The following is a 24,756-nucleotide window of genomic DNA, read 5'->3' on the forward strand; positions in this document are numbered from 1 at the left end:
CCGGCCCCTTCGCCGCCCCCGCCTTCCTGGGGGCACCGGACCGGATGACCTGACATGACCGACACGCCTAGCCGCAAGCCCAAGCCGACCCTAACCCGCATCGGCAATCGCGAACTCTCGCCCGCGACCCTGATGATGGGCGCAGGTTACGACCCCGCCCTGTCGGAGGGCAGCCTCAAGCCGCCGATGTTCCTGACCAGCACGTTCGCTTTTGAGAATGCCGCGGCGGGCAAGCATCACTTCGAGGGGATCACCGGCAAGCGCCCGGGCGGCGCCGAAGGCCTGGTCTATTCACGCTTCAACGGGCCGAACCAGCAGATCCTCGAAGAGCGCCTGGCGATCTGGGACGGCGCGGAAGAGGCGCTGTGTTTCTCGAGCGGAATGACCGCGATCTGCGTGCTGATGCTGGCGCTGTGCGATGCCGGCGACGTGATCGTCCATTCCGGACCGCTCTATGCCGCGAGCGAGGGCTTCGTCGCCAAGCACATGAGCCGCTTCGGCGTCTCCTACGTCGACTTCCCCGCAGGTGCCGACCGCGCCGAGCTCGACGGCGTGCTGGCGAAGGCCAAGGCGCAGGCGGAACGCAGCGGCGGCAAGGTCGCGATGATCTACCTCGAAAGCCCCGCCAATCCGACCAACGCGCTCGTCGACGTGGAGGCGGTGCGCGACGCGCGCGATGCGGCGCTGTCCGCCGATTGCCCGATCGCGATCGACAACACCTTTCTCGGCCCCCTGTGGTCGAAGCCGATCGACCACGGCGCCGATCTCGTCGTCTATTCGCTGACCAAGTACGTAGGTGGCCATTCAGACCTCGTCGCGGGCAGCGTTTCGGGGGCGAAGAAGTGGATCACTCCGGTGCGGATGCTGCGCAACACGATGGGCGGCATCGCGGACCCCAACACCGCGTGGATGCTGCTGCGCAGCCTCGAGACGGTCGAACTGCGAATGAGCCGTGCCGGCGAGAACGCGGCGAAAGTCTGCGATTACCTCAAGGGCCATCCCAAGGTCGAAGGCCTGGGATACCTCGGCTTCGTTCAGGACCCGCGCCAGAAGGACATATTCGAGCGTCACTGCACGGGTGCAGGTTCCACCTTCTCGCTGTTCATCAAGGGCGGCGAGGCCGAGTGCTTCCGCTTCCTCGACGCGCTGACAATCGCCAAGCTCGCGGTCAGCCTGGGCGGCACCGAGACGCTCGCCAGCCACCCTGCCTCGATGACGCACCTGTCGGTTCCCGACGCCCGCAAGCAGGCGCTCGGGATCACCGATAACCTGGTGCGCATCAGCATCGGCATCGAGGACGCCGACGACCTGATCGCGGACTTCGCGCAGGCGCTCGACGCGGTGTGAGGGCGACTTCGCCCTTTTGATGGAGCGCGCGCGGGGTTCTGGAAAGCAGAACCTCGTAATGGCCGCACTAGGCATCGGATGTCCCCAAGTCGCGTCGGTCGGCGAATCATCAGAAGATCATCGGTTCGCCATCATGGGCTGCCCTGAAAGCCGGCGGTAGATCAGCCGCCGAAGGAGGGATGCCATGTTGCCACTAGCGAATCGCGTCCGCTTGTTGCCCGTTTTTGCCTCCCTGGCCTGTGCCGCCGGGTGCGGCGGTGGAGACGGCGCATCGCCTGCACCGGCGCTCAGTGCATCTTCGCCTGCGCCTGCGCCTGGACCGAGTGCTCCGCCGCCTTCATCGCCGAGCTTCAACACGGTCCCGTTCGCGCTGGGACAGCCCGCGGGTTTTACCTACGCGGTCCTGGGCTATCGGGTAGCGGGCAAGGCCGGTCCATTCGAAAACATTCCCGATCCGTCGACAATCGATCCCACGGTCCCGCTCGGCCTCACCTACTCAGGCTCGGGTCTATTCCGCTTGTCGGTAGGCGGGTTGGGAGAGGGATCGCTGGTCCCCAACGGTGGAGGCGGGATTGCAAGCGCGGACGGGCGAACAACCCAGTTCGGGTTCAATGCACTGGGCGGTGCCGGGAGCATCGGCGAAGCACTGGACCTGGACGCGCGACCACTGGCCAGCACAGCGTGGGGCTACCTCTCGATTACGGCACGCCCCTCATCCCTTTATTATGCCGACGACTATCCATTCCTCTACGGCGTGCCGACCGCGTCGATGGCTGTTCCGACCACCGGGTTTGCCGACTTTCGCACCTGCTGTGACACGACGTATTCCGCAATCCGGGTCGACTACGCGAGCGGCGGGATGACGGCGACCCGGCTTGGTGACAACATAACATTCATCGATGTCGCCCTTGGCATCGACCGCTCGACTTTCTCGGGACGGTTTGCGAGCAAGGACGGCGAGGGGACGGTCGAAGGGCGCTTCACCGGGTCCGATGGCCGCGAGTTGATGATGCGGATGATCGTGCCAGGCAAGGCCGCCTACCTGGTCCCCATGAGGAAGATAGACTAATCCCAATCCTCGGAAGCGGAACAAGGCACGAGCTTCCCCCGCGCCTGCCAGATCGATCAACCTTGCCTTTGCCCCATCTCGCGCTCGAAGCTCTCGACCGCTTCGATGCCCCGTTCGGCTTGCAGCTTGAGCTTGGTCAGCGAATTCGCCGCAGCCAGCGACGCCTTGCCGACCTCGTCGGCAAGTTCGGCTTCGGTCAGGCCGGGTACGTGGGTGACCGTGTTCACGAAGGTCAGTCTGCACCTCCCATCGGTCAGCGGTTCGATCGAGTAGGCCTCGTGGCTGCCGAGCCGGCGCCCCACGGGCGGGACGATGCTGGCGGTGTAGGCATAGGCACGACCCGGGACGGCCTCGGTCACGCGGAACAGGAAATTGAGGTCTGGCGCCAGATCGTACCACAGGCGGTATTCGGGCGGGTCCGTCGCGATCACGCGGATTTCGTTGCCACGCGCCCGCAGCTGGTGACGCTCGTCGCCAAAGTCCAGCAGCGCATAGACAGCGTCCGCCGGGCGTTCGATCTCGATCGAGGTCTTCAGCTCGATCGGCACGTCGGGTACGAGGACCGCCCTGTTGCGCTTGAACAGTCCGAACATCGAGCACCCCGCGCCAGTATCGCGGGACGGGAATAACCCCGACGCGTTAGCGCCCGGTTATCGCGGGGGCATCAGCCCCTCCACTCGCGGCGTTCCTCGGCCTGGCGAAGCACTTCGTAGGCGACCTGGATCTTCTGGAACTCGGCGGCGGCCTCCTTGTCGCCCGGGGCGACATCCGGGTGGACCTTCTTCGCGCGCTCGCGAAAGGCCTTCTTTATCGCGGCGAAATCGGCATCGTTTTCAAGCTCGAGCACGTCGAGCGCGCGCATCTCGTCGGCCGAGCGGCTGCCGTCGCCGCTGCCGCCCCAGCCGTAGTGGGACGCTTCCGCATAACCGGCGTTGTCGCGCTTCTCGTTCGCCGCGCGCTCGGCCGCTTCCTCCTTCGACAGCCCTTCGAAATAGTCCCACTTCGAATTGTATTCGGCAGCGTGCCTCTGGCAGAAATGCCAGCGGTCCGGGCTGTTGGGGCTCTTGGGCGCGGGGCAGTCGCCCGGTTCCTCGCATCCGTGCCGATCGCACAGGCGCACCGTCGCCGCATCGCGCGACGAACCGTAGCCGCGCCAGCGCGGAAAGCCCCAGTCCATCGATCGCCGCGCGCCTGCCATGCCCTTAACCTAGGTGCTCGGGCCGGGAATGGAAAGCGAGGGAAACGGTTTCGAAAGGACTTTGTTGCACTGCAATATGAAAGTCCCTAAATGAAACCTGTTATGACGAAGCCCAGCCCCCAGCTCCTCTTTTCCGCCGTGGTCAGCGCGCTTGCAATGGCGATGCTCGCGCTGAGCGGCCCGACCATTTCGTCGCAGACCCGCTCGAGCCATGAAGGAGCGCCGGCAGCAGCGGGGATCGAGTTGCTCTCGCCCCCCGCCTTGCCGGCGCTCTTTCCGCGCTAGTTGATCACGACCGAGACGGCGCGGCGATTCTGCGCCCAGGCGGCTTCGTTCGAACCGAGCGCGACCGGGCGTTCCTTGCCGTAGCTGACCACGTTGATGCGGCCGGCGGCGATGCCGAGGCCGACGAGATAGTTCTTCGCGGCGTTTGCCCGTCGCTCGCCCAGCGCCAGGTTGTATTCGCGCGTGCCGCGTTCGTCGGCGTGACCCTCGATGGTGATGTTCACCTGCGGGTAGCGCGAAAGATACTGCGCCTGGGTCTGCAGCGCGGCCGCATCGGCGCTGTCGATGTTGTAGCGATCGGTGTCGAAGTAGATCACGTTCTGCCCGTTGACGCCCTGGACGAAGTGTTCCTGCGTTCCGGGAACCGGCGCCGTGCTTCCGGTATTCGGGGTGCTCGTGACCGTCGGTTCCGGTTCGGGCGGAAGCGAGGCCGGCGGCTCCTTCTTGCAGGCCGACAGCGCGGCGGCGCTGACCAGCAGCACGGTGGTGAAGGCGCGGTTCATCGGGGATCTCCTTATTGGCTTGTTGAAAATCGGTGCGACCCGCTTTCTGAAACGAATGCCTTCAGGGCAGGATGGGTCCCCAGGCGGGATCCGACGCATCGACGGGCGTCGCCAGCCGGCGCAGATTCTGGCCGGTCAGGTCCACCTGGTAGAGCGCCGTGCGCCCCGAATTGCGCTCGGTCCGGAAGAACTGGATCACGCGGCCATTGGGCGCCCAGGTTGGCGCCTCGTCCTGCCAGCCGTTGGTCAGCGTCCGCACGCCGCCGCCGTTGGGGTTCATCACCGCGATGTTGAACGAGCTGGCGTTGGTGAACGCGATCTGGTCGCCGCGCGGGCTCCACTCGGGCGTGGCGCAGCGACTGCCGCCGAAGCTGATGCGCCGCTGGTTCGACCCGTCGGCGTTCATGACGTAGCACTGCTGGCTGCCCGACCGGTCGCTCTCGAACACGATCTGGCGGCCGTCGGGGGAATAGGACCCGCCGATGTCGATGCCGGGACCGTCGGTCAGCCGCACGCTCGCCCCGCCCTCGGCGGAGACGCGGTAGATGTCGGTGTTGCCGCCGACCGCCATCGAATAGAGCACCCAGCGCCCATCGGGCGACCAGCGGGGCGCGAAGGTCGGGTTGCGGCTCTCGGTGATCAGGGTCTGCCGGCCGGTGCCGATGTCGTAGCTGTAGATCCGCGGATTGCCGTCGATGTAGCTGAGATACAGCAGCTTGCGGTAATCGGGCGAATAGCGCGGGGTCAGCGCGGTCGCGCGGCCGTTGGTGATGAAGCGGTGGTTGGCGCCGTCCGAATCCATGATCGCGAGGCGCTTGACGCGGTTATCCTTGGGACCGGTTTCGGCGATGTAGGCGATGCGGCTGTCGAAGAACGGGCTTTCGCCCGACAGGCGCGAATAGACAAGGTCCGCGCACTTGTGCGCGGCGCGCCGCCAGTCGACCGGCGGGACGACCCAGCCCGCGCGGGCCAGTTCCTTGTTGAGCGCGACGTCGTAGAGATAGCAGCCCACCGTCAGCCGCCCGTCCGCACCGGCGCGGACATAGCCCTGAACCAGCATCTCGCTGCTGCGACTGGACCAGGTGCCCCACGAAGGCGCGGTGATTTCCCCGTAACTGGGCTGCGGCAGCGAGCCCGGCCCGGTCGGCTTGAACAGGCCGTTGTTCTTGAGATCGTTGTAGACGACCTGCGCGAGTTCCTTGCCGAGGGCGGCGGTGCCGCTGGTGTTGGCGGGTGTCTGCGCGTTGCGATCGGTCGCGAAGCCGGGAATCGCGATGCCGAGATCCTCAAGGTTCCCTTCGAAGCTGACAGAGCCTGAAAGGCCTTCTTCCTCGGTCGTCACGACCGGCGTCGCCTCGGGCGGTTTCTGGCCCAGGTCCTGCGCCAGTGCCGGGGTGGCGGCGGACATCATGAGGAGCGCGATAAGAGTCTTTTTCATTGCGATAGCTTCCAATCGAAATCGACGGTCACGACCTTCCAGGCCTCGTAGTATTCTTCCGGCAGGTCGAACGGCGCGGCAAGGCGAACGGCGCGGATGGCCTGCTCGCCGTGGCGGCCGGCCTGCGGCTTGTTGAGATCGGTGATGCCGGACTGGCGAACGACTTCCGGACTGCCGGAAAGGCTGCCGTCGGGGTTGAGCCGGAACCGTACCTTCGTGATCAGTTCCTCGACCTCCGGCCCGCTCGGGGGCTGCCATTTGGGCCGCAGTTCGCGGGCAATCGCCTGGAACAGGCTCGCCTTTGCGCTGGCGCCGATCTGGCTGGCGGGGACCCGCGTTTCGCGCGTGGTCGTGCTGTCGCCTGCGCCGGGCAGGAAGTCGGCGCCGATGCGGTTGCCCCCGGCCGGTTTGGGCGTCGAACGCTCAGACCGCGACGGTGCGTCGGGACGGCGGCGCGGTTCGGTCGACACGGGGGACGGCTTGGGCGCGGGCCTCGCGACGGTGCGTTCGACGGGTTTCGGGCGCGGTACCTCTGGCATGGGCCGGACGACCGGCTCCGGCTCGGCGAGGGGCGCAGGTTCCGGCGCGAGAGTGGGCGCGATCGCCGCCGCGCTCTCGGGAACGGGCTCGGGTGCGGTCGCTTCGAGGCCGACGTCGGTGGTCAGGTTGACCGTCATCCTCGGCGCAGGATCGAGCACGTCGCGCTTCGACGGCTGGAGCAGAAACGCGGCAGCAAGACCAAGGTGAAGGACCACCGCGATCCCGAGGCCGATGCGCTCCTCGCGCCGAAGATGGGCGAACACCATGGCGGTCGGGCTATGGCGCGTCGGCTGAACCGCCACTGACCGCGTCGGCGGGGGCGCCGCCCGACGTGACCAGCGAGATCGAGTTGAAGCCCGCGCGATTCAGCTCGCCCATGACCGCCATGACCCGTCCGTAATCCAGCGCCTTGTCCGCGCGCAGGGTGACCTGTGGCGGCGTGCCGGTGCCCGGCCGCAGCTCTTCGAGCGCCGCGGGGAAACCGCCCACGGGAACGCGCTCGCGATCGATGAAGACATAGCCGTCGCGGTCGATCGAAATCGTCACCTGCTCGGGGTCCTGGTCGAGCGGGTTCGCACGGCTGTCGGGCAGTTCGAGCGGCACGCCCGCGGTGAGCAGCGGTGCCGTGACCATGAAGATGATCAACAGAACCAGCATGACGTCGACCAGCGGGGTGACGTTGATCTCCGCCATCGGCGCGCGTCCGCGGCTCCTGCCGCGGCGCGAGGAATGGAGGCCCATGGCCATCCTAGAGCCCCTCGATCTCGCGGCTGAGGCTGGCGTGGAACCGGTCCGCGAATCGCTGGAGGCGCGCCTCCAGTGCGTTCACCGCGTGACTGAAGCGGTTGTAGGCGATGACCGCAGGGATCGCCGCGAACAGCCCGATCGCGGTGGCGAACAACGCCTCCGAAATGCCCGGGGCGACCACGGCGAGCGAGGAGTTCTGCTGCTGGCCGATCTGGAAGAAGCTGTTCATGATGCCCCAGACCGTGCCGAACAGGCCCACGAACGGCGCGACCGATCCGACCGTGGCAAGGAAGTTCAGCCGGCTCGACAGGTCGTCGGCCTCTGCGGCGACCTGGCTTTCCATCGCGGCCGCGAGGCGCTGGCGAAGACCGTCGCGATCGACCACGCGTCCCCCGGTCACCGAGTGCTTCCACTCGTGCATCGCAGCCGCGGCAACGCGGGCGCTGGCGATGTCCTTCTTGCCGCGGCGGGTCATCAGTCCCTCGAAGCTGTCGGCTTCCCAGAAGTCGGTTTCGTATTCCCGGCACCGACGACGAACCGCGGCAATCCGCAGACTGAAGCTGACGATGATCGTCCAGGTCCACACGCTGGCGAGCAGCAGGCCGAGCATGACCGCCTGGACCACGATATCCGCGTCGAGAAACAGCTTTACCGGATTGAGCCGCCCGGGAAGATCGGGGGTTGCGGCGGCAAGTATCAGCAGGTTGGTCATTCGGTATCCTGATTGGATCTGGCAGCGAATTTCTCGAACGCCGCGCGCCATTCGGCGGGCTGGCGGCGGGGGCGCCCCTGGAGATCGACGAACCCCACTCTGACGGTCTGTTCGGCGACAAGTTCCCCGTCGCGCGTCGCGCGCTGGATTATGCGCACGCTTGCCGCGCCCAGTTCGGCGCAGGTGCTTTCGATGACCACGGTGTCGTCGAGCCGGGCGGGCCGCGCGTAGCGGATGTGGAGGTCGGCAACCGCGTAGGCCCCCTCGCCGCTTTCCACCGCCGCGCGCTGGTCGATCCCCAGCATCCGTACCAGGTCGCTGCGCGCCCGCTCGAACCATCGCAGGTAGTTCGCGTGATAGACGATCCCAGACAGGTCGGTGTCCTCGTAGTACGCGCGCACCGCGAACAGATGGCGCGCCCCGTCGATCACGCCGCCGGGAGGGTTGGGGCCGGAAAGAGAAGGCGCTGCGGTCATTGCCGGGGCCGCTTAGCTGCACCGGGACTCGGGTGGCAAGCTACAGAAGGTTAACCGGAGCGGATCATCCGACCATGCGACCCAGCGGTCGGCCGCCGAAGATGTGGGCGTGCAGATGCGGGATCTCCTGACCGCCGTGCCCGCCGACGTTGTAGAGGACCCTGTAACCGGGTTCGACCAGCCCCGCGTCGCGCGCGATCCTGCCCACAGCGCGCGAGAACCCGGCGATCTCGGCGTCGGGAGCCTTGGCCGAGAAATCGTCCCAGCTGACATACGCACGCTTGGGCACCACCAGGATGTGCACCGGCGCCTGCGGGTTGATATCGTGGAAGGCGAGCGCCCATTCGTCCTCGTAGACCTTCTTCGACGGCAATTCGCCGCGAAGGACCTTCGCGAAGATGTTCTGGTCGTCATATGGCTGGGTCGCATCGATGGGCATCAGTTGCTCCGTGAAGCCTTTTCCTCGAGGCCGGACGTGCCCTCGCGGCGGTCGAGCTCCGACAGGACATCGGCGAGCGGGACGCCCTTCTCGCCAAGCAGGACCAGGAGATGGAACAGTACGTCGGCTGCCTCCCCGGCCAGCTCCTCGCGACTGCCCGCCAGCGCGGCAACGGTGGCCTCGACCGCCTCCTCGCCGAACTTGCGTGCGATGACGGGCAGCCCGCGCGCATGAAGCTGGGCGACGTAACTCGTGGAGGCCTCGCCCGCGGCAAGCCGCTCGGCAATCGTGGCCTCAAGCCGGGAGAGCGTGTTCATCGCCCGCCGGAATGGCCGGGTGCGGCCGATCCCGCAAGGGGTCAGTCGCGTTTGCGGCGCGATCCGTGCCGACCGATGATCACGCCGAGAACACCGATTCCGAACAAGGCCAGGGCCGATGGCTCTGGTACCGTGGTATCGGCGGCGTGCGCGGGTACGGCCATGGCGAGAAACGCGATGAAGCCGGCTATCCGCATTCGAGCACAAGGCGCGTGACGATCGCGCTCGGCAAGCCGGCAGACGGCTGCGTCCCGAAACGGGACTGGCGTCAGGCGCTGCGTGCGGGCAGGCCGGCCGCCCGCAAGGCGTCGTGCGCCTCGGCGATGGTGTGGGTGCCGAAGTGAAAGATCGAAGCCGCGAGAACCGCGCTCGCCCCGCCTTCCGTCACCCCTTCGACCAGGTGACGGAGCGTGCCGACCCCGCCGCTCGCGATCACCGGCACGCCCACCGCGTCGGCGATCTCGCGGGTCAGCGCGAGGTCGTAACCGGCTTGCGTGCCGTCGCCGTCCATCGAGGTGACGAGCAGTTCGCCCGCACCCAGTTCGGCGAGCCGGACAGCGTGCTCTACCGCGTCGATATGGGTGGGCTTGCGCCCCCCGTGCGTGTAGATCTGCCAGCCGGCCCCGCTGCGCCGCGCATCGATGCTGGCGACGACGCACTGGCTGCCGAACCTCGCGGCGATCTCGGCGACGAGTTCGGGGCGAGCGACCGCCGCGCTGTTCACGGCGACCTTGTCGGCGCCGGCAAGCAGCAACGCACGCGCGTCCTCGACCGAGCGCACCCCGCCGCCGACGGTGAGCGGCATGAAGCAGACTTCGGCCGTTCGGCGCACGACATCGAGCAGCGTGCCGCGCCCCTCGTGGCTGGCCGATATGTCGAGGAAACACAGTTCGTCCGCGCCCGCACGATCGTAGGCCCTGGCCTGTTCGACCGGATCGCCCGCGTCCTTGAGGTCGACGAAGTTCACGCCCTTCACCACGCGCTTGTCGCGCACGTCGAGGCACGGGATCACGCGGACGCGGACGGTCACGACCGGTTCGCCATGGCAATCGCGGCGGCAAGATCCAGCCGCCCGTCGTAAAGCGCCCGGCCGGTGATCACGCCTTCTATCCCTTCGGCCGCGTGCATCGAGAGGACGTAGATGTCGTCGATGCCCTTGACCCCGCCGCTGGCGATGACGGGCAGGTCGACCCGGCGCGCCAGGTCCACGGTCGCGTCGATGTTGACGCCCTTGAGCATTCCGTCGCGGCCGATGTCGGTGAACAGCAGGCTGGCGACCCCGGCGTCCTCGAACCGGCGCGCAAGATCGACCACGGGCACGTCCGACACGTCGGCCCAGCCCTCGGTCGCAACCATGCCGTCGCGCGCATCGACGGCGACGACGATGCCACCCTCGAACGCGCGCGCCATGTCGCGCACGAACTGCGGGTCCTTGAGCGCGGCGGTTCCCATCACGATCCGCGCCACGCCGAGGTCGAACCACCCCTCGACCGCTGCGCGGGTGCGGATGCCGCCGCCAAGCTGGACGTAGCCGGGAAATGCCTCGACGATGGCCTCGACCGCGGCGCGATTTTCCGTGCGGCCGGCGAACGATCCGTCAAGGTCGACGACGTGCAGGTGCTCGGCGCCGGCCTCGGCGAACAGCAGCGCCTGGGCGGCGGGGTCGTCGCCGTAGACTGTGGCGCGCGCCATGTCGCCTTCGGCGAGGCGGACGACCTGGCCGCCCTTCAGGTCGATCGCGGGAAAGACGATCACGGCTTCCACTCCAGGAAGCGCGCCAGAAGCCCCAGCCCGTAAGCCTGGCTCTTCTCGGGGTGGAACTGCACGCCCAGCATATTGTCGCGCGCCACCGCTGCGACGAGGCCGCCGCCGTGGTCGGTCATCGCCGCCACGTCGTGCCCGTCGGCGACCGCGAAATGAAACGAGTGCAGGAAATAGGCCTCGCCCGGTTCGATCAATCGCGCGCCGTTCGCACGGGGCATCGGGCGCACGTCATTCCAGCCCATGTGCGGCACCTTGATCACCGGGTCGCTGCGTTCGATCGGGCGCACCTCTCCCGCGATCCAGCCAAGACCCTTGGTCACCCCGTGTTCCCTGCCGCGGGTGGCGAGCAGCTGCATTCCCACGCAGATGCCGAGGAAGGGGACGCCTGCTCCGATCACCCGTTCCTCGAGCGCGGCGACGAGACCGGGAATGGCCTTCAGCCCATGCGCGCAGGCCTTGAAAGACCCCACACCGGGCAGCACGATGCGCCGCGCGCCGCGCACGATATCGGGATCCGCCGTCACGTGGACATGGCCCGCCCCGGCCGCACGAAGCGCGTTGTGGACCGAGTGGAGATTGCCCGCGCCGTAATCGATGAGGGCGATCGCTTCCGCCATGCGATCAGCCGCCCAGCTGGCCCTTGGTGCTCGGCACCGCCCCGCCTTTCCTCGGGTCGAGTTCGACCGCCTGCCGCATCGCGCGAGCGAAACCCTTGTAGAGCGATTCGCAGATGTGATGGTTGTTGGTGCCGTAGAGCAGTTCGACGTGCAGCGTTATGCCGCAGGCCTGCGCGACCGAGTGGAACCAGTGTTCGATCAGTTCGGTGTCCCACTCGCCGAGCTTTTCCTGGCTGAAACCTGCCCGCCAGACGAGGTATGGCCGGCCCGAGATGTCGAGCGCGACGCGCGAGAGCGTCTCGTCCATCGGGGAATAGGCCTGCCCGTAGCGGCCGATCCCGCCCTTGTCGCCGAGCGCCTCGTACAATGCCTGGCCAAGAGCGATCGCGCTGTCTTCGGTTGTGTGGTGCTGGTCGACATGAAGGTCGCCGTCGACCTTCATCGTCACGTCGATCAGCGAATGCCGGCTGAACTGTTCGACCATGTGGTCGAGAAAACCGATGCCGGTTTCCACCGCGTAGGCACCCGTCCCGTCGAGGTTCACCTCGACCAGGATGGCCGTTTCGCTGGTCCTTCGCTCGATCCGTCCGGTGCGCATGGGAGGCGCCTATACGCGCGGGGGCCGGGCGCGCAAGCAATCCGCGCTTGCCCCCCAAGGGTTTCGCCTTTTGCGGCTTGACCGGGCCGCGCCGCGCCGCCACCAACAGAGGCGATGACCGACGAAACGCCCGACAGCCTCATCCCCTACGACGAGATCGTGCAGGAAGCGCTGCGCGCCGTCGTCGGGCGCGTGCTCGGCGAGGTCGAGGCGGCGGGCGGCACCCTGCCGGGCAATCACCACTTCTACATCACCTTCAAGACGAACGCTCCCGGCGTCGACATCCCCAAGCATCTGCGCGAGCGCTTCACCGACGAGATGACGATCGTGCTGCAGAACAAGTTCTGGGACCTCAACGTCGACGACGAGGGGTTCACCGTCAGCCTCACCTTCAACCAGGTGCCGGCCAAGCTCGACATTCCGTTCGGCGCCATCACCGCCTTCGTCGATCCGGCGGTGGATTTCGGCCTCCAGTTCCAGGCGACCGTGGCGGACATGGCGCCCGAGAGCCACGACGAGGCCGAGAACGACGGTCAGGGCGATTCGGCGGAACGGGCACCGCACCCGGCCGTTACCGAAAGCGACGACGGCTCGAATGTCGTCACGGTCGATTTCGGCCGCAAGAAGTAGCCGCGCGGCGCGCCGAACACCGGCAGTGCCGCGCCACAGGGGAGCGGCATGACACGCACATCCGGCAAGGCCGGGAAACTCGGCGAACGCATCACCAGCAAGGGCGGACGCGCGGTCGACAGGGCCATCACCAAGGTGACCGGCGAGGATCGCGAAGTGATGGGCCCCAGTCCCAACCCGGCGACCAATCTTATCATCCACGACGTGCTCCTGCGCGCGGGCGGGCGATTGATGCGCACGACGCTCGAAAAAGGGCTGCTCGCCAACCGCTATGGCAAGCAGAGCGCCAAGAAGATGGTCGACAACCGGTCGGTCACCATGGCGCTTGCCAGCTACGCGGTCTCGCGCTTCGCGACGCGCTCTATTCCGGGTGCCCTGATCGTGGGAACCGGGCTCGCTGCCAAGACGCTTTTCGACCGCAGCCAGTCGCGCAGGAAGGCCCGAAGCGCGGGTGACAAGGCGCTGCGCGAGACCGAAGCGGAGGAATAGCCCGCTCGCAGGGGTTGATTCGGCGGCCCCGTTCCGCGCAAGAGCGCGCATGACCGCCAGCGACACGCAATCCGAAGCTCTCAAGAGGCGCGGGCTCATGTTCGTGCTGTCCTCGCCCTCGGGTGCGGGAAAGACCACGATCAGCCGGATGCTGCTCGAAGCGGACGAGGCGATCAAGCTGTCGGTGAGCGTGACAACCCGCAGTCCCCGCCCCGGCGAACGCGACGGGGTCCATTACCACTTCGTCGATGACGCCACCTTCGACCGGATGGTCGAGGAGGACGACTTCTACGAATGGGCGCACGTGTTCGGCCATCGGTACGGGACGCCCAAGGGACACATTCGCTCGGCCCTCAAGGACGGGCAGGATTTCCTTTTCGACATCGACTGGCAGGGCACCCAGCAGCTTTACCAGAAGGACCGGCAGGACGTGGTCAGCGTGTTCATCCTGCCGCCCAGCATCGCCGAATTGCGCCGCCGCCTCGAAGCGCGCGCGCAGGACAATCCGGCGGTGATCCAGAGCCGGATGGACCGCGCCCGCGCAGAGATCAGCCACTGGGCCGAATACGAATATGTCGTGATCAACGACGACGTCGACGAATGCTTCCGCAAGGTGCGCGAGATTCTCCACGCAGAGCGGATGGAGCGCACGCGGCAGACCGGCCTGATCCCCTTCGTCCGGGAACTGATGGGGACCGACCCCTCGCCTCAGGTGGCGCCGAGCATCTGACCGGGCACCGGTCCGCTTCCGCCGCCGCGCAATCGCATCGGCTGCACTTTCCAGTAGGTCAGCGAACGCCACACCCATTCGAGCGGCCCGAAACGAAAGCTCTTCAGCCAGATCACGCTGATCGTCATCTCGACCACGGCGATCGCCAGGACGAGCAGATACAGCTCGGCTCGATCGAGCCGGCCATAAAGGCCGAACCCGAAGCCGTAGAACAGGATCGTGCAGATCAGCGTCTGGCCTATGTAGTTGGTCAGCGCCATCTGGCCTGCCGCCGCCAGCGCGCGCTGCAACCAGCGCACCGCCCCGCCCCGTACCGCCAGCAGGATCAGGCCGAGATGGCCGAAGACCATCGCCAGCCGGCTGATCTCGTACGTCCGGTTGGCGGCAGCGGCGGCGACCGGCCCGTAATCGCCGGCGGTCAGTATCCCGAGTTCGTATAGCCCAAGAGGGATGCCGATGCCGTAACCTGCGATCATCATCCCGCCGTAGAAACGCGCGCTCCGCTCGGCCGACAGGACACCCCATTTCAGCAGGGCCATGCCGATGAGCATGAACGGGATCATGTCGAAGAACAGCCAGAACGGCGCGTTCTTCCACTGGAATTCGTAGCTGAAGGCGAACTGCTGCTCGACCGCGTCAATGTAGGAGCCGCTGTGCCAGCCCACGAACATGGCGTTGCTTTCCACGCTTGGCACGAAGTGCGACAGTTTCTCGTTCCACTCAGCGAGCTCGGCCTGCGCCGCGTCGCCCGGTTCGCCGCCGCGGGCGACCTGGGCTTCGGTTTGCTGCGCCGAACGCTCGAGCGCGACCGTGTCGTGATAGTCGAAGTTGAGGAGCACTCCGGCGGCCAGCAGCGCCCCAAGGCCGACGGCCAGTTGCCACTTCGCCCCCACCTTGCGCACTGCGAACAGCAGGAAACCGCACAGGGAATAGGCGAACAGGATCTCGCCGGTCCACAACAGCAGCGCCCAGTGGACGATTCCGAAAACCATTAGCCAGGTCATTCGCCGGAAATGGATCTCGGCGGTCATCAGGCCCGCGCCGGCCGCCTCCATCCGCTCGGTCATCAGGACGATCCCCGCCCCGAAGAGCATCGAGAAGATGCCGCGCATGGTCCCTTCGAACCCGACGTTCATGATCTCGAACAGGCGCAGGTTTAGGCCGCTGCTGCCGCCGGCGGCAAAGGGATTGCCGTACGCCTGCCAGACCAGCCCGAAGGCCGAAATGTTCATCAGCAGGATGCCGAAAACGGCGATCCCGCGCAGGATGTCGAGCGAATCGATCCGGTCGGTCCGTTTCACGGGAGCGGCCACGGCCGTCTGGTTCACAACGGTCATCAGGAACCCCCAGTTCCCCGAGCAGCCATAAGCCGCGACCCGTTGTGCGCCTCGCCCTCGGTCACCGAAGCGCGCTGCGACGCTAGGCCCGCAGGACGGGCCTGGCAAGACATGGTGGAGGCGTCAGCCGCCGATGTAGGAGCCGATGAATTCCCGTCCGTCCGAATGCGCGACGTTGAAGATCAGGACGACCTCCTCGCGCGACGGACCGGCCAGCGAGCCGACGAACTGGCCCTTGAAGCCGTTCGTGGTGTCGTCGATGTTGCCGATAAAGGCTCCTCCGGCGACCACCGTGCCCGAAATCGGCAGCGTCGCGCGCAAGGTCTGTGTTCCCCCCACGTTTTCGAAAATCTGGATCGACCCGGTGATCTTCTTGTCGCTAGAGGCGACCGTGAGGGTTGTCGCCGGTGAACTGAACAGCCCCGGAGCGGTCGTGCCCGCCTTGCCGCCGGCGACCTGCGCGGTCCCGGTGTAGGTGAGGTTGCTGGTGATGTCGGCAGTCGTGGTGACGGTGTTGTAGAACAGCGAGACCCGGAAGGCCCGCAGCGTGCCGTTCACCGTGTTGAGAATGTACGGCTGCACGTTTTCGTACGCGACGCGCATGACGTGGTTGAACGGCAGTTCCATCACCAGCCCGTCGGTCCCCTTGCGATAGGTCCGGCGGGTCGGGCTGGCCGACTGGAGGTCCGCCGCGACGAACGTCGTCAACGCGGCGCTGTCCGGCCAGTCGAAATCGGCGCTCTCGGGCGAGACGGTGTAGGTGATCTTGCTCAGGCCGTCGCGGCGCGTCCCGTCGCTCCAGATCTCCGCCCCGCCGCTCGGCGTGAAGAAGGCGTAGCTGTAGGACGTGTTGACCGCGGACGCGGTGAACGCCTTCGCGAAGTCGAAATCGACCGCCGTGGGGGTCGGCGTCGGCGTCGGAGAAGGCGACGGCGAAGGGGACGGAGAAGGTGTCGGCGTCGGCGAGTTGCCATCGCCTCCGCCACACGAGGCGAGGAGAGCACAGCAGGCGGCGGCGGTGAAGAGATGAGCAAAATTACGGCGCACGATCAGCGTACTTCCTGTCGGTTGGACGACCTGCCATCGCGCAAGTCCGGACCGGCAAATAGCTTCAGCAGCCGCCAGCGCAACCCATTTGCTCGGCGCCGCGCGTCGCTCGTCGAGGGTTCACGCCGGTTCGGCGAAGTGGCTCGGCAGATGCGCGTTGACGATCCCGCCGTCGACCGTGAGCGTTTCGCCGACCGTGTAGTCGCCGGCTCGCGAAGCCAGGTAGACCGCGGTCCCGCCCATGTCCCACTTGTCGCCCACGCGCCGGTTGGGAATCCCGGCCGCCGACCGCTCCTCGTGATCGCGCGCGGCCTTGTTCATGTTCGACGGGAACGCGCCGGGGGCAAGGCTGGTGACGTAGATGTGGTCCTTCACCAGCCGCGCGGCCATCCGCCGCGTGAGGTGGATCAGCGCGGCCTTCGACGCCTGGTAGCTGTAGGTTTCCCACGGGTTGACCCGCTGCCCGTCGACCGAGGTGATGTTGATCACCTTGGCCGGGTGGTCTTGGCTCGCCGCGGCCTTGAGCAGGCCGTGGAGCTTCTGGGTGAGGAAGAATGGCGTCTTGACGTTGAGGTCCATGACCTTGTCCCAGCCGGCCTCGGGAAAATCCTCGAAGTCCGCGCCCCACGCCGCACCGGCGTTGTTGACGAGGATGTCGAGCTTGCCTTCCTTCGACGCGATTTCCCGCGCCAGTTCCTCGATCCCTTCCATAGTCGAGATGTCGCCCTGGATCGGGATCACCCGATCGCCCAGTTCCTCGGCGGTCTCATGCAGCTCGCCGCCCTTGCGCGCGGTGATGTAGACCCGGTCGATCCCGGCGCCGAGAAAGCCTTCGACGATCATGCGCCCGATCCCGCGGCTGCCGCCGGTCACCAGCGCCACGCGGCCCTTGAGGCCGAACATCTCTTCGAGGGTCATGTCAGGTTCCTTCGGATCAATAGCCGCTGAGCCGCGCGACGCGGTCGGCGTGATAATAGACGTCGCCGAGGAACTCGGCGAGCGCGCGGTCGCGCTTCATGTAGAGGCCGATGTCGTATTCGTCGGTCATGCCGATGCCGCCGTGCATCTGCACGCCTTCCTTCACAGCAAGGCCCGCGGCCTTGCCGACCTTGGCCTTGGCGACCGACGCCATCAGGCTGGCGTTCTCGGCCCCGGCGTCGAGCAGTTGCTGCGCCTTGATCGTGACCGCGCGGGCGATCTCGACTTCCGAGTAGAGATGCGCGGCGCGGTGCTGGAGCGCCTGGAATTCGCCGATGAGCTTGCCGAACTGCTTGCGCTGCTTGAGGTAGTCGACGGTCATGTCCATCGACCCGCGCGCGACGCCCACGCCCTCGGCGGCCGCGCCCACACGGCCCGCATCGAGCACCCTGTTGAGCACGCTGCGCCCGCCGTCGACCTCGCCGATCACGGCGTCGCCGTCGAGTTCGACACCGTCGAGCGTCACATGGCTCGCCATCGAGCTGTCGACCAGCCGCACCGAGTTGTGGCCCAGCCCCGCCGCGTCCCTGGGAACGGCGAACAGCGTCACACCATCCTCGTCGTCGTCGGCGCCCGAAGTGCGCGCCGACACCACGATCATGTCGGCGCTGGCGCCGTGGACCACGAAGTCCTTTCTGCCGGTCAGCCGGAAACCGTTACCAGATTTCTCCGCCCTGGTCGCGACCCGTTCGGGGCGGTGCTTCGGCCCCTCGTCGATCGCCACCGCGAACACGCTGTCGCCGGAAATCAGGCCGGGCAGCCAGCGCCCCTTGAGGTCGTCCGACCCGTGCGCGAGCGCGGTCGCGCCCATGACCGAGCTGGTCAGGAACGGCGAGGGGGTCAGGTTGCGGCCGATCTCCTCGAGCACGATACCCGCCTCGACGTTGCCCATGCCGAGCCCGCCGTCGTCCTCGGGAACCAGGAGGCCGGTGAACCCCATCTCGGCCATCTGCTTCCACAGGTCGTGGCCGAAACCGTCCTTGCAGCCTTTCGTCCCGTCCTTGTTCTGCAGGTCGCGCCAGTGGCGCAGCTGCTTGGCGATCGCGCCTTCCTCGGCCATGAACTGGCTCGCGGTTTCGGCAAGCATCGCCTGGTCGTCGTCGTGATAGAGCGGCATCTGTTCAGGCCCCCGGGAGTTCGAGAATGCGCTTGGCGATCACGCCGAGCATGACTTCGCTGGTGCCGCCCTCGATCGAGTTGGCCTTGGTCCGCAGCCAGTTGCGCGCCGACTTGCCGCCGGCGCTTTCCTCGCTGTCCCATTCGAGCGCGGCCGAGCCGCCGGCCGCCATCAGCAGTTCGTGGCGCGTCTTGTTGAGCTCGGTCCCGGCATATTTCATCATGTTCGGCTGCGCGGGATGCCCGCGGCCGACCTTGACCTCGTCGAGGAACTTCTCGCTCATCGCGGTAAAGGCGAGCGCATCGACGTCGAAAAGCGCGAGCTCGGCGCGCAGCACCGGGTCGAGCGCGCCGTTGCGGCTGGCGACCGCGCCGAGCGAGGTCGCCCGGTCGCCGCCGCCGGTGGCCGAGATCATCTCGCGTTCGTGGCCGAGCAGGTACTTGGCGACGTCCCACCCGCGGTTGACCTCGCCGACCTGCGCGGGGATGTCCTCGCCGTACGACTTTGGCACATCGACGTCGTCGAAGAAGGTTTCGCAGAACGGGCTGTTGCCGCTGATCAGCAGGATCGGCTTGGTGGTGACGCCCTTGCTCGCCATGTCAAAGAGCATGAACGTGATGCCCTGGTACTTGTTCGCCTTGTCGGTGCGAACGAGGCAGAAGATCCAGTCGGCCTTGTCGGCATAGCTGGTCCAGATTTTCTGGCCGTTGACGGTCCAGTGGTCGCCCTTGTCCTCGCCGAAGGTCTGCAGGGACACGAGGTCGGACCCGCTGCCCGGCTCGGAATAGCCCTGGCACCAGCGGATCTCGCCGCGCGCGATCTCGTTCAGGAACCGCTGCTTCTGGCCCTCGGTGCCGAACTTGAGCAGCGCCGGGCCCAGCATCCAGATTCCGAAGCTGTTGAGCGGCGGCCGCGCGTTGATCCGCGCCATTTCCTCGCGCAGCACCTTTGCCTCGGCGGGCGAAAGGCCCGCGCCGCCGTATTCCTTCGGCCAGGCGGGAACGGTGTAGCCCTTGTCGCGGCAGGCCTCGAACCACGCTTTCTGAGCGTCGTTCTTGAATCTCGCATTGCGACCGCCCCAGTAGACGTCTTCCTCGTCCTCGATGGGCTTGCGCATTTCCGGTGGGCAATTGGCTTCGAGCCAGGCGCGGGTTTCCGCGCGGAAGGCGTCAAGATCGGCCATTCCAAGTCTCCTCTTGTTGACGCACACGTAAAGCCCAATCGGGCTTCGGGGCAAGGCCCGATTATCGATCGCCGCTTGCCGTAGCGTCACTGGCTGGCCCGTTGACGCGGAGCGGCTCAAGTCTACCATACCCTGGATACGAGATTCCTCGGGGAGAGGTATGCGATTCGACGATACCCGACTTCCGAACGGGGCAAAGAAAGGTTGCCGTCGATGACGCCGGTCGAGGGGCGCGTGCCCACCCGGCTGACCCTCGCCAACGGGCTCGGCAGCGTCGCTTACGGGATCAAGGACAACGGGTTTTCCACCTTCCTGCTGCTGTTCTACAACCAGGTGCTGGGGATGGACGCGCGCCTTGTCAGCCTGGCGCTGCTGATCGCGCTGGTATTCGACGGGCTGATCGATCCGCTGGTCGGCCACGTCAGCGATCGAACGACATCGCGGTGGGGCCGCAGGTTGCCCTTCCTCTACCTCGCGGCGATCCCCCTGGCCCTGCTCTGGGCCCTGCTCTGGTCGCCGGTCGGCGCGGCAAGTTTTCCGGTGCTGCTGGCATCGGCCATCGCCGTGCGCGCCGCGGTCGCCTTCTGCGAGGTGCCCTCTGCGGCGCTGGTCGCGGAAATCACCCGCGATTACGACGAGCGCACCCGGCTGACGCGCACCCGGTTCCTGTTCGCCTGGGGCGGCGGCCTGCTGATGCTGCTGCTCGCCTACGGCGTGTTCCTGCCGCAGGCGATGCTGGCGCGCGAGGGTTACCGGCTCTACGGAATCGCCGGCGCGGTGCTGATGGCGGTCACCGTGATCGTGTCTGCGATCGGCCAGCACAAGTGGGTCGGCCACCCTCCCCCGCCGCGGCCGCAGGCGACGACCGGCGGTGTGCGCGGGGCCTTTGCCGAAATCCGCGAATGCCTGGGCCACCCGGCATTCCTGGTCCTGATGGCAGCGATCGTGGCGGCAATCACCAGCCAGGGCATCACTTTCTCGATCTCGAACTACCTGCTGCTCTTCGTGTGGAAGTTTCCGCCGCTGGCCCTGCAGCTTTACCCCCTCATGCTCTTCGCCAGCGTCGTCGGCAGCTTCCTGCTGGTGACGCCGCTGCAGGCGATCTTCGGCAAACGCGACCTTGCCGTCTGGACCGCGATCGTCGGGATGACGTTCTGGGCGACACCGCTGACGTTGCGATGGCTCGGGCTGTGGTGGCCCGACGGATCGACGCAATCGCTCGCGGCGATGTTCGCGTTCACGTTCCTGTCCAACATGTTCAGCGTGATCATGACGATGTCGCTGTGGTCGATGGTCGCCGACGTGGTCGAGGCGTCCGAGGTCCAGACCGGTCGCCGGTCGGAGGGGACATTCGCTGCAGGCGCGTTCTTTGCCGCGAAGTGTTCGACCGGGATCGGGATCTTCGTGACCGGTCTTCTCCTCAGCCTGTCGGGAATGCCCGCCAATGCCCGGCCCGCCGACGTTTCCCCCGCGGTCATCGCGGACCTGACGCTGACCTATGTCGCCTGCATCGCCGTGCTGGCCACCGTCGTCTCGCTCGTGATCCGGCGATTTCCGATTACCCGCCGGGATCACGAAGCGCGGGTGGCGCTGCTGGCCCGCGCGGCGCTCGCCGATCCCGAGGCGCACACGATGCACCGCTGACTTTCCCCTACAGGGCTTGGCTAGACCGCCCCGCTCTGCCACCAGAAGATCGATTGCAAAGGAAGGACGCATTGTCATGGATTTCGAACCCACCGACCGGCAGAAGCATTGGCGCGACCGGGTCCGCCACTACATCGACACGCACATCCGTCCGCGCAACGCCGAATACAAGGCCGCGCACGAAAAGGATCGCTGGGGCGTCAATCCGGTTCTCGAAGAGGAAAAGGCGCGTGCCAAGGCGCAGGGCATCTGGAACCTGTTCATGCCGCCGCAGTCGGGCCGTCCCCATGTAGACGACACGTTCGAGTTCGATGGCCCCGGCCTCACCAACCTCGAATACGCGCTCTGCGCCGAGGAAATGGGCCGGGTCGGCTGGGCGAGCGAGGTATTCAACTGCTCGGCGCCCGACACCGGCAACATGGAAGTGTTTCACCGCTACGGCACCCGGGCGCAGAAGGACGAATGGCTGAAACCCCTGATGGAAGGCGAGATCCGCAGTGCCTTCCTCATGACCGAGCCAGCGGTCGCCAGTTCCGATGCCACCAACATCGAGACGCGCATCGAGCGCGACGGCGACGAATACGTCATCAACGGCACCAAGTGGTGGTCGAGCGGCGCGGGCGATCCGCGTTGCAAGGTCGCGATCGTGATGGGCAAGACCGACTTCGAGGCGAAGCGGCACCAGCAACAGTCGCAGATCATCGTCCCGCTCGATGCCGAGGGCGTGAACATCAAGCGGTTCCTCCCCGTTTTCGGCTATGACGATTCGCCGCACGGCCACATGGAAATCGAACTCAAGGACGTCCGCGTGCCGGTGTCCAACATCATCCTGGGTGAAGGCCGCGGGTTCGAGATCGCGCAGGGGCGCCTCGGGCCGGGCCGCATCCACCACTGCATGCGCACGATCGGCGTCGCCGAGGAGGCGCTCGAGAAGATGTGCAAGCGACTTCAGGTTCGCGAAACGTTCGGCAAACCGATCTACCAGCACTCGGTCTGGGAGGAACGGGTCGCCCGGGCGCGCATCGACATCGAGATGACCCGCCTGCTCTGCCTCAAGGCGGCGGACATGATGGACAAGGTCGGCAACAAGGCCGCCGCCCAGGAAATCGCGATGATCAAGGTGCAGGCCCCCAACATGGCGCTCAAGATCATCGACGACGCCATTCAGGCGCACGGCGGCGGCGGCGTAAGCGACGATTTCGGTCTCGCCAACGCCTATGCCCACCAGCGCACGCTGCGGCTTGCGGACGGTCCGGACGAAGTCCACGCCCGCGCCATCGCGCGGATGGAGTTTGCGCGGCACGCGCCCAAGGTCGGGCCGGACGGCGAGCCCGAATACAGCTCGGGCGACCTGGCGGTGACCCGATGAAGGCTGCCGTACTCGTCCAGCCCGGCTCGCCACTCGAGATCGAGGACCTCTCGATCGCCAAGCCGGGCCCGCACGAAGTGCTCATCCGCACCGCCGCGTGCGGGCTGTGCCATTCCGACCTGCACTTCATCGAGGGCACCTATCCCCACGCCCTGCCCGCCGTCCCCGGACACGAGGCGGCGGGCGTGGTGGAGGCGGTCGGCAGCGAGGTGCGCACGGTCAAGCCGGGTGACCACGTCGTCACTTGTCTCAGCGCGTTCTGCGGCCACTGCGAGTTCTGCGTGACCGGGCGGATGGCGCTGTGCCTCGGCGGCGACACCCGCCGCCAGAAGGGCGATGCGCCGCGCATCACCCGCCCCGGCGGCGAGATGGTCAACCAGATGCTCAACCTGTCGGCCTTTGCAGAGCAGATGCTGATCCACGAGCACGCCTGCGTCAGGATCGATCCCGAGATGCCGCTCGACCGTGCGGCGGTGATCGGGTGCGCGGTAACCACCGGTGCCGGGGCGGTGTTCAACGCCTGCAAGCTGGTGCCGGGCGAAACCGTGGCGGTAATCGGCTGCGGGGGCGTTGGCCTTGCCGCGATCAACGCCGCAAGGATCGCCGGCGCCGGCCAGATCATTGCCTGCGACCCCGTTCCGGCCAAGCGCGAACTGGCGAAGACGCTGGGCGCGACCGACACGGTCGATGCGCTGGCCGAGGACGCCGCCGATCAGGTCATCGCGCTGTCGAAGGGCGGCGTGCACCACGCGATCGAGGCGGTCGGCCGCCCGGCCTCGGCCGAGCTCGCGTGCAAGGTCCTGCGACGCGGAGGCACCGCGACGATCCTCGGGATGATGCCGCTCGACTGCAAGGTCGGCCTCGGCGCGCTCGACCTGCTCGGCGGCAAGAAGCTGCAGGGCGCGATCATGGGCATGAACCGCTTTCCGGTCGACCTGCCGCGCCTCGTCGATTTCTACATGCGCGGCCTGCTCGACCTCGATACCATCATCGCCGAGAGAATCGCTCTCAAGGACGTCAACGAAGGCTTTGAAAAGATGAAGCAGGGCGACAGCGCGCGCAGCGTGATCGTGTTCGACCAGTGAGCACCCCGAGCCCCGAGATCAAGGACGCGACCGCCGCCTTCACCGGCACGGTCGAGCCGTCCGCCGCCGACCACCTCGACGAAGGCAGGCTGACCCAGTGGATGGAAGCCAACGTCGAGGGGTTCGAGGGACCGCTCAGCCAGGGCAAGTTCAAGGGCGGCCAGTCGAACCCGACCTACAAGATCTCGACCCCGAACAAGGACTACGTCCTGCGCCGCAAGCCGTTCGGAAAGCTGCTGCCGAGCGCGCACGCGGTCGATCGCGAGTTCCGGGTCCAGTCGGGCCTGCACAAGGTCGGCTTTCCGGTGGCAAGGCAGTACGGACTTTGCACCGACGACGACGTGATCGGGTCGTGGTTCTACGTCATGGACATGGTCGACGGGCGGACGATCTGGGACGGCGCGATGCCGGGCGCCAGCCCGGAGGAACGCCGCGCGGTCTATTTCGAGATGACCGACACCCTGGCCGCCCTGCACAACGTCGACCTCGGCGAGGCGGGGCTCGAGGACTACGGCAAGCCGGGCAACTACTTCGGCCGCCAGGTCGACCGGTGGACCAAGCAGTACCGGTTGTCGGAAACCGATCACCTGCCATCGATGGAAAAGCTGATCGCATACCTGCCCGCGACCTTGCCCGAGCAGACCCGCACGAGCGTGGTCCACGGCGATTACCGCATCGACAACATGATCTTCGCGCATGACCGCGCACAAGTCCTCGCGGTGCTCGACTGGGAGCTTTCGACGCTCGGCGACCCGATGTCCGATTTCACGTACCTATGCATGATGTACGTCACCGAGAACGGCGGGCGGTCGGGCGTGATGGACCTCGATCGGAAGGCGCTCGGCATTCCCGAGCTCGACGAACTGGTGGACCGCTACTGCGCCGCGACCGACCGCACCGAAGTGCCCGACATGAACTGGTACTTCGCCTACAACTTCTTCCGCCTCGCGGGCATTCTCCAGGGCATCAAGAAGCGGGTGATCGACGGCACCGCGAGCTCGGCCCACGCAAAGGCGCAGTCCGAACGGGTCGGTCCGCTGGCCGACAAGGCGTGGGAATTCGCGAAGAAGGCCGGCGCTTCGGATTGACGAGGCGGC

30 protein-coding genes are annotated in these 24,756 nt (G+C 66.7%); 10 read left to right on the forward strand and 20 right to left on the reverse strand.

Annotation, left to right across the window (positions count from 1 at the left end):
• Window positions 1-54 precede the first annotated feature (54 nt).
• The gene (locus N0B51_RS05720; RefSeq protein WP_259961289.1) at window positions 55-1,347 is read left to right on the forward strand and encodes a cystathionine gamma-synthase family protein; all 1,293 of its coding nucleotides are present in this window, start codon (window positions 55-57) and stop codon (window positions 1,345-1,347) included.
• 214 nt (window positions 1,348-1,561) lie between these two features.
• A complete protein-coding gene (locus N0B51_RS05725) occupies window positions 1,562-2,416 on the forward strand; it encodes a hypothetical protein (protein WP_259961290.1) in 855 nt (284 codons plus the stop codon).
• Between the two features lie 56 nt (window positions 2,417-2,472).
• Here the strand turns inward: N0B51_RS05725 and N0B51_RS05730 are convergent, their stop codons facing one another.
• Together N0B51_RS05730 and N0B51_RS05735 are read right to left on the reverse strand one after the other, a co-directional pair.
• Window positions 2,473-3,009, reverse strand: a complete 537-nt coding sequence (locus tag N0B51_RS05730; protein WP_259961291.1) for an SRPBCC family protein — start codon at window positions 3,007-3,009, stop codon at window positions 2,473-2,475.
• Between the two features lie 71 nt (window positions 3,010-3,080).
• Entirely contained in the window at window positions 3,081-3,614 is a 534-nt protein-coding gene (locus N0B51_RS05735; RefSeq protein ID WP_259961293.1) for a J domain-containing protein, read from the reverse strand.
• A gap of 102 nt (window positions 3,615-3,716) precedes the next feature.
• Between N0B51_RS05735 and N0B51_RS05740 the strand changes: the two genes are divergently transcribed.
• Complete coding sequence (locus N0B51_RS05740; protein WP_259961294.1) at window positions 3,717-3,899, forward strand: hypothetical protein; 183 nt, start codon at window positions 3,717-3,719, stop codon at window positions 3,897-3,899.
• Here the strand turns inward: N0B51_RS05740 and pal are convergent.
• The 13 genes from pal to hisB form a co-directional block, all read right to left on the reverse strand.
• The gene (gene pal, locus N0B51_RS05745) at window positions 3,896-4,402 is read right to left on the reverse strand and encodes a peptidoglycan-associated lipoprotein Pal (protein ID WP_259961296.1); all 507 of its coding nucleotides are present in this window, start codon (window positions 4,400-4,402) and stop codon (window positions 3,896-3,898) included. The genes N0B51_RS05740 and pal overlap by 4 nt on opposite strands.
• A gap of 61 nt (window positions 4,403-4,463) precedes the next feature.
• On the reverse strand, window positions 4,464-5,840 hold the full coding sequence (gene tolB, locus N0B51_RS05750; RefSeq protein ID WP_259961297.1) for a Tol-Pal system beta propeller repeat protein TolB: 1,377 nt from the start codon (window positions 5,838-5,840) through the stop codon (window positions 4,464-4,466).
• On the reverse strand, window positions 5,837-6,646 hold the full coding sequence (gene tolA, locus N0B51_RS05755) for a cell envelope integrity protein TolA (protein ID WP_259961299.1): 810 nt from the start codon (window positions 6,644-6,646) through the stop codon (window positions 5,837-5,839). Before tolA ends, tolB begins: the two co-directional genes overlap by 4 nt.
• Window positions 6,647-6,656: 10 nt before the next feature.
• Window positions 6,657-7,127 carry an ExbD/TolR family protein gene (locus N0B51_RS05760; protein WP_259961300.1) on the reverse strand — a complete coding sequence of 157 codons (471 nt, stop codon included), beginning with the start codon at window positions 7,125-7,127 and terminating at the stop codon, window positions 6,657-6,659.
• A gap of 1 nt (window position 7,128) precedes the next feature.
• Window positions 7,129-7,839: a protein TolQ gene (tolQ, locus tag N0B51_RS05765; RefSeq protein ID WP_259961302.1), complete on the reverse strand. Its 711-nt coding sequence runs from the start codon at window positions 7,837-7,839 to the stop codon at window positions 7,129-7,131.
• Window positions 7,836-8,315 carry a YbgC/FadM family acyl-CoA thioesterase gene (locus tag N0B51_RS05770; RefSeq protein WP_259961303.1) on the reverse strand — a complete coding sequence of 160 codons (480 nt, stop codon included), beginning with the start codon at window positions 8,313-8,315 and terminating at the stop codon, window positions 7,836-7,838. The genes tolQ and N0B51_RS05770 overlap by 4 nt, the downstream gene beginning before the upstream one ends.
• A 64-nt stretch (window positions 8,316-8,379) precedes the next feature.
• On the reverse strand, window positions 8,380-8,754 hold the full coding sequence (locus tag N0B51_RS05775) for a histidine triad nucleotide-binding protein (protein WP_259961304.1): 375 nt from the start codon (window positions 8,752-8,754) through the stop codon (window positions 8,380-8,382).
• Window positions 8,754-9,071 carry a phosphoribosyl-ATP diphosphatase gene (locus N0B51_RS05780; protein WP_259961305.1) on the reverse strand — a complete coding sequence of 106 codons (318 nt, stop codon included), beginning with the start codon at window positions 9,069-9,071 and terminating at the stop codon, window positions 8,754-8,756. The genes N0B51_RS05775 and N0B51_RS05780 overlap by 1 nt, the downstream gene beginning before the upstream one ends.
• Before the next feature lie 41 nt (window positions 9,072-9,112).
• Window positions 9,113-9,268 (reverse strand): PEP-CTERM sorting domain-containing protein, encoded by a 156-nt coding sequence (locus tag N0B51_RS05785; RefSeq protein WP_259961307.1) that lies wholly within the window; start codon window positions 9,266-9,268, stop codon window positions 9,113-9,115.
• 71 nt (window positions 9,269-9,339) lie between these two features.
• On the reverse strand, window positions 9,340-10,101 hold the full coding sequence (gene hisF / locus N0B51_RS05790; RefSeq protein ID WP_259961309.1) for an imidazole glycerol phosphate synthase subunit HisF: 762 nt from the start codon (window positions 10,099-10,101) through the stop codon (window positions 9,340-9,342).
• Complete coding sequence (gene hisA / locus N0B51_RS05795) at window positions 10,098-10,826, reverse strand: 1-(5-phosphoribosyl)-5-[(5-phosphoribosylamino)methylideneamino]imidazole-4-carboxamide isomerase (RefSeq protein ID WP_259961310.1); 729 nt, start codon at window positions 10,824-10,826, stop codon at window positions 10,098-10,100. The genes hisF and hisA overlap by 4 nt, the downstream gene beginning before the upstream one ends.
• Window positions 10,823-11,452, reverse strand: a complete 630-nt coding sequence (hisH, locus tag N0B51_RS05800; RefSeq protein ID WP_259961311.1) for an imidazole glycerol phosphate synthase subunit HisH — start codon at window positions 11,450-11,452, stop codon at window positions 10,823-10,825. The genes hisA and hisH overlap by 4 nt, the downstream gene beginning before the upstream one ends.
• A 4-nt stretch (window positions 11,453-11,456) precedes the next feature.
• Entirely contained in the window at window positions 11,457-12,050 is a 594-nt protein-coding gene (hisB, locus tag N0B51_RS05805) for an imidazoleglycerol-phosphate dehydratase HisB (protein WP_259961312.1), read from the reverse strand.
• A gap of 114 nt (window positions 12,051-12,164) precedes the next feature.
• Here hisB and N0B51_RS05810 point away from each other — a divergent pair, with 114 nt between their 5' ends.
• The 3 genes from N0B51_RS05810 to gmk are packed head-to-tail and all read left to right on the forward strand — an operon-like array spanning window position 12,165 to window position 13,899.
• Window positions 12,165-12,680 (forward strand): SspB family protein, encoded by a 516-nt coding sequence (locus N0B51_RS05810; RefSeq protein ID WP_259961314.1) that lies wholly within the window; start codon window positions 12,165-12,167, stop codon window positions 12,678-12,680.
• Between the two features lie 48 nt (window positions 12,681-12,728).
• Entirely contained in the window at window positions 12,729-13,169 is a 441-nt protein-coding gene (locus N0B51_RS05815) for a hypothetical protein (RefSeq protein ID WP_259961315.1), read from the forward strand.
• Window positions 13,170-13,218: 49 nt separating this feature from the next.
• Complete coding sequence (gene gmk / locus N0B51_RS05820) at window positions 13,219-13,899, forward strand: guanylate kinase (protein ID WP_259961316.1); 681 nt, start codon at window positions 13,219-13,221, stop codon at window positions 13,897-13,899.
• On the opposite strand, the gene N0B51_RS05825 is transcribed toward gmk, so the two are convergent.
• From N0B51_RS05825 to N0B51_RS05845, 5 genes are all read right to left on the reverse strand, one after another.
• The gene (locus N0B51_RS05825; protein ID WP_259961318.1) at window positions 13,878-15,236 is read right to left on the reverse strand and encodes a DUF418 domain-containing protein; all 1,359 of its coding nucleotides are present in this window, start codon (window positions 15,234-15,236) and stop codon (window positions 13,878-13,880) included. The genes gmk and N0B51_RS05825 overlap by 22 nt on opposite strands.
• 123 nt (window positions 15,237-15,359) lie before the next feature.
• Window positions 15,360-16,283 (reverse strand): hypothetical protein, encoded by a 924-nt coding sequence (locus N0B51_RS05830; RefSeq protein ID WP_259961497.1) that lies wholly within the window; start codon window positions 16,281-16,283, stop codon window positions 15,360-15,362.
• Window positions 16,284-16,403: 120 nt separating this feature from the next.
• Window positions 16,404-17,201, reverse strand: coding sequence for an SDR family NAD(P)-dependent oxidoreductase (locus N0B51_RS05835; protein WP_259961320.1), 798 nt, complete (start codon window positions 17,199-17,201; stop codon window positions 16,404-16,406).
• A gap of 16 nt (window positions 17,202-17,217) precedes the next feature.
• Window positions 17,218-18,378: an acyl-CoA dehydrogenase family protein gene (locus N0B51_RS05840; RefSeq protein WP_259961321.1), complete on the reverse strand. Its 1,161-nt coding sequence runs from the start codon at window positions 18,376-18,378 to the stop codon at window positions 17,218-17,220.
• Between the two features lie 4 nt (window positions 18,379-18,382).
• Complete coding sequence (locus N0B51_RS05845) at window positions 18,383-19,561, reverse strand: acyl-CoA dehydrogenase family protein (protein WP_259961323.1); 1,179 nt, start codon at window positions 19,559-19,561, stop codon at window positions 18,383-18,385.
• A gap of 213 nt (window positions 19,562-19,774) precedes the next feature.
• Here N0B51_RS05845 and N0B51_RS05850 point away from each other — a divergent pair, with 213 nt between their 5' ends.
• From N0B51_RS05850 to N0B51_RS05865, 4 genes are all read left to right on the forward strand, one after another.
• Window positions 19,775-21,205, forward strand: coding sequence for an MFS transporter (locus N0B51_RS05850; protein ID WP_259961324.1), 1,431 nt, complete (start codon window positions 19,775-19,777; stop codon window positions 21,203-21,205).
• Between the two features lie 76 nt (window positions 21,206-21,281).
• Entirely contained in the window at window positions 21,282-22,574 is a 1,293-nt protein-coding gene (locus N0B51_RS05855; RefSeq protein ID WP_259961325.1) for an acyl-CoA dehydrogenase family protein, read from the forward strand.
• Window positions 22,571-23,659 (forward strand): Zn-dependent alcohol dehydrogenase, encoded by a 1,089-nt coding sequence (locus N0B51_RS05860; protein WP_259961327.1) that lies wholly within the window; start codon window positions 22,571-22,573, stop codon window positions 23,657-23,659. The genes N0B51_RS05855 and N0B51_RS05860 overlap by 4 nt, the downstream gene beginning before the upstream one ends.
• Complete coding sequence (locus N0B51_RS05865; RefSeq protein WP_259961328.1) at window positions 23,656-24,747, forward strand: phosphotransferase family protein; 1,092 nt, start codon at window positions 23,656-23,658, stop codon at window positions 24,745-24,747. The genes N0B51_RS05860 and N0B51_RS05865 overlap by 4 nt, the downstream gene beginning before the upstream one ends.
• Window positions 24,748-24,756 lie beyond the last annotated feature (9 nt).

The sequence above is a fragment of the Tsuneonella litorea genome (assembly GCF_025154015.1).
GTDB classification, from domain to species: domain Bacteria; phylum Pseudomonadota; class Alphaproteobacteria; order Sphingomonadales; family Sphingomonadaceae; genus Tsuneonella; species Tsuneonella litorea.

Coding starts and splice junctions, on each gene's coding strand:
- N0B51_RS05720 (WP_259961289.1), top strand. CDS start 55: ATGACCGACACGCCTAGCCGCAAGCCCAAGCCGACCCTAACCCGCATC.
- N0B51_RS05730 (WP_259961291.1), bottom strand. CDS start 3,009: ATGTTCGGACTGTTCAAGCGCAACAGGGCGGTCCTCGTACCCGACGTG.
- N0B51_RS05735 (WP_259961293.1), bottom strand. CDS start 3,614: ATGGCAGGCGCGCGGCGATCGATGGACTGGGGCTTTCCGCGCTGGCGC.
- N0B51_RS05740 (WP_259961294.1), top strand. CDS start 3,717: ATGACGAAGCCCAGCCCCCAGCTCCTCTTTTCCGCCGTGGTCAGCGCG.
- pal (WP_259961296.1), bottom strand. CDS start 4,402: ATGAACCGCGCCTTCACCACCGTGCTGCTGGTCAGCGCCGCCGCGCTG.
- tolB (WP_259961297.1), bottom strand. CDS start 5,840: ATGAAAAAGACTCTTATCGCGCTCCTCATGATGTCCGCCGCCACCCCG.
- tolA (WP_259961299.1), bottom strand. CDS start 6,646: ATGGTGTTCGCCCATCTTCGGCGCGAGGAGCGCATCGGCCTCGGGATC.
- N0B51_RS05760 (WP_259961300.1), bottom strand. CDS start 7,127: ATGGCCATGGGCCTCCATTCCTCGCGCCGCGGCAGGAGCCGCGGACGC.
- tolQ (WP_259961302.1), bottom strand. CDS start 7,839: ATGACCAACCTGCTGATACTTGCCGCCGCAACCCCCGATCTTCCCGGG.
- N0B51_RS05770 (WP_259961303.1), bottom strand. CDS start 8,315: ATGACCGCAGCGCCTTCTCTTTCCGGCCCCAACCCTCCCGGCGGCGTG.
- N0B51_RS05775 (WP_259961304.1), bottom strand. CDS start 8,754: ATGCCCATCGATGCGACCCAGCCATATGACGACCAGAACATCTTCGCG.
- N0B51_RS05780 (WP_259961305.1), bottom strand. CDS start 9,071: ATGAACACGCTCTCCCGGCTTGAGGCCACGATTGCCGAGCGGCTTGCC.
- N0B51_RS05785 (WP_259961307.1), bottom strand. CDS start 9,268: ATGCGGATAGCCGGCTTCATCGCGTTTCTCGCCATGGCCGTACCCGCG.
- hisH (WP_259961311.1), bottom strand. CDS start 11,452: ATGGCGGAAGCGATCGCCCTCATCGATTACGGCGCGGGCAATCTCCAC.
- hisB (WP_259961312.1), bottom strand. CDS start 12,050: ATGCGCACCGGACGGATCGAGCGAAGGACCAGCGAAACGGCCATCCTG.
- N0B51_RS05810 (WP_259961314.1), top strand. CDS start 12,165: ATGACCGACGAAACGCCCGACAGCCTCATCCCCTACGACGAGATCGTG.
- N0B51_RS05815 (WP_259961315.1), top strand. CDS start 12,729: ATGACACGCACATCCGGCAAGGCCGGGAAACTCGGCGAACGCATCACC.
- gmk (WP_259961316.1), top strand. CDS start 13,219: ATGACCGCCAGCGACACGCAATCCGAAGCTCTCAAGAGGCGCGGGCTC.
- N0B51_RS05825 (WP_259961318.1), bottom strand. CDS start 15,236: ATGACCGTTGTGAACCAGACGGCCGTGGCCGCTCCCGTGAAACGGACC.
- N0B51_RS05835 (WP_259961320.1), bottom strand. CDS start 17,201: ATGACCCTCGAAGAGATGTTCGGCCTCAAGGGCCGCGTGGCGCTGGTG.
- N0B51_RS05840 (WP_259961321.1), bottom strand. CDS start 18,378: ATGCCGCTCTATCACGACGACGACCAGGCGATGCTTGCCGAAACCGCG.
- N0B51_RS05845 (WP_259961323.1), bottom strand. CDS start 19,561: ATGGCCGATCTTGACGCCTTCCGCGCGGAAACCCGCGCCTGGCTCGAA.
- N0B51_RS05850 (WP_259961324.1), top strand. CDS start 19,775: ATGACGCCGGTCGAGGGGCGCGTGCCCACCCGGCTGACCCTCGCCAAC.
- N0B51_RS05855 (WP_259961325.1), top strand. CDS start 21,282: ATGGATTTCGAACCCACCGACCGGCAGAAGCATTGGCGCGACCGGGTC.
- N0B51_RS05860 (WP_259961327.1), top strand. CDS start 22,571: ATGAAGGCTGCCGTACTCGTCCAGCCCGGCTCGCCACTCGAGATCGAG.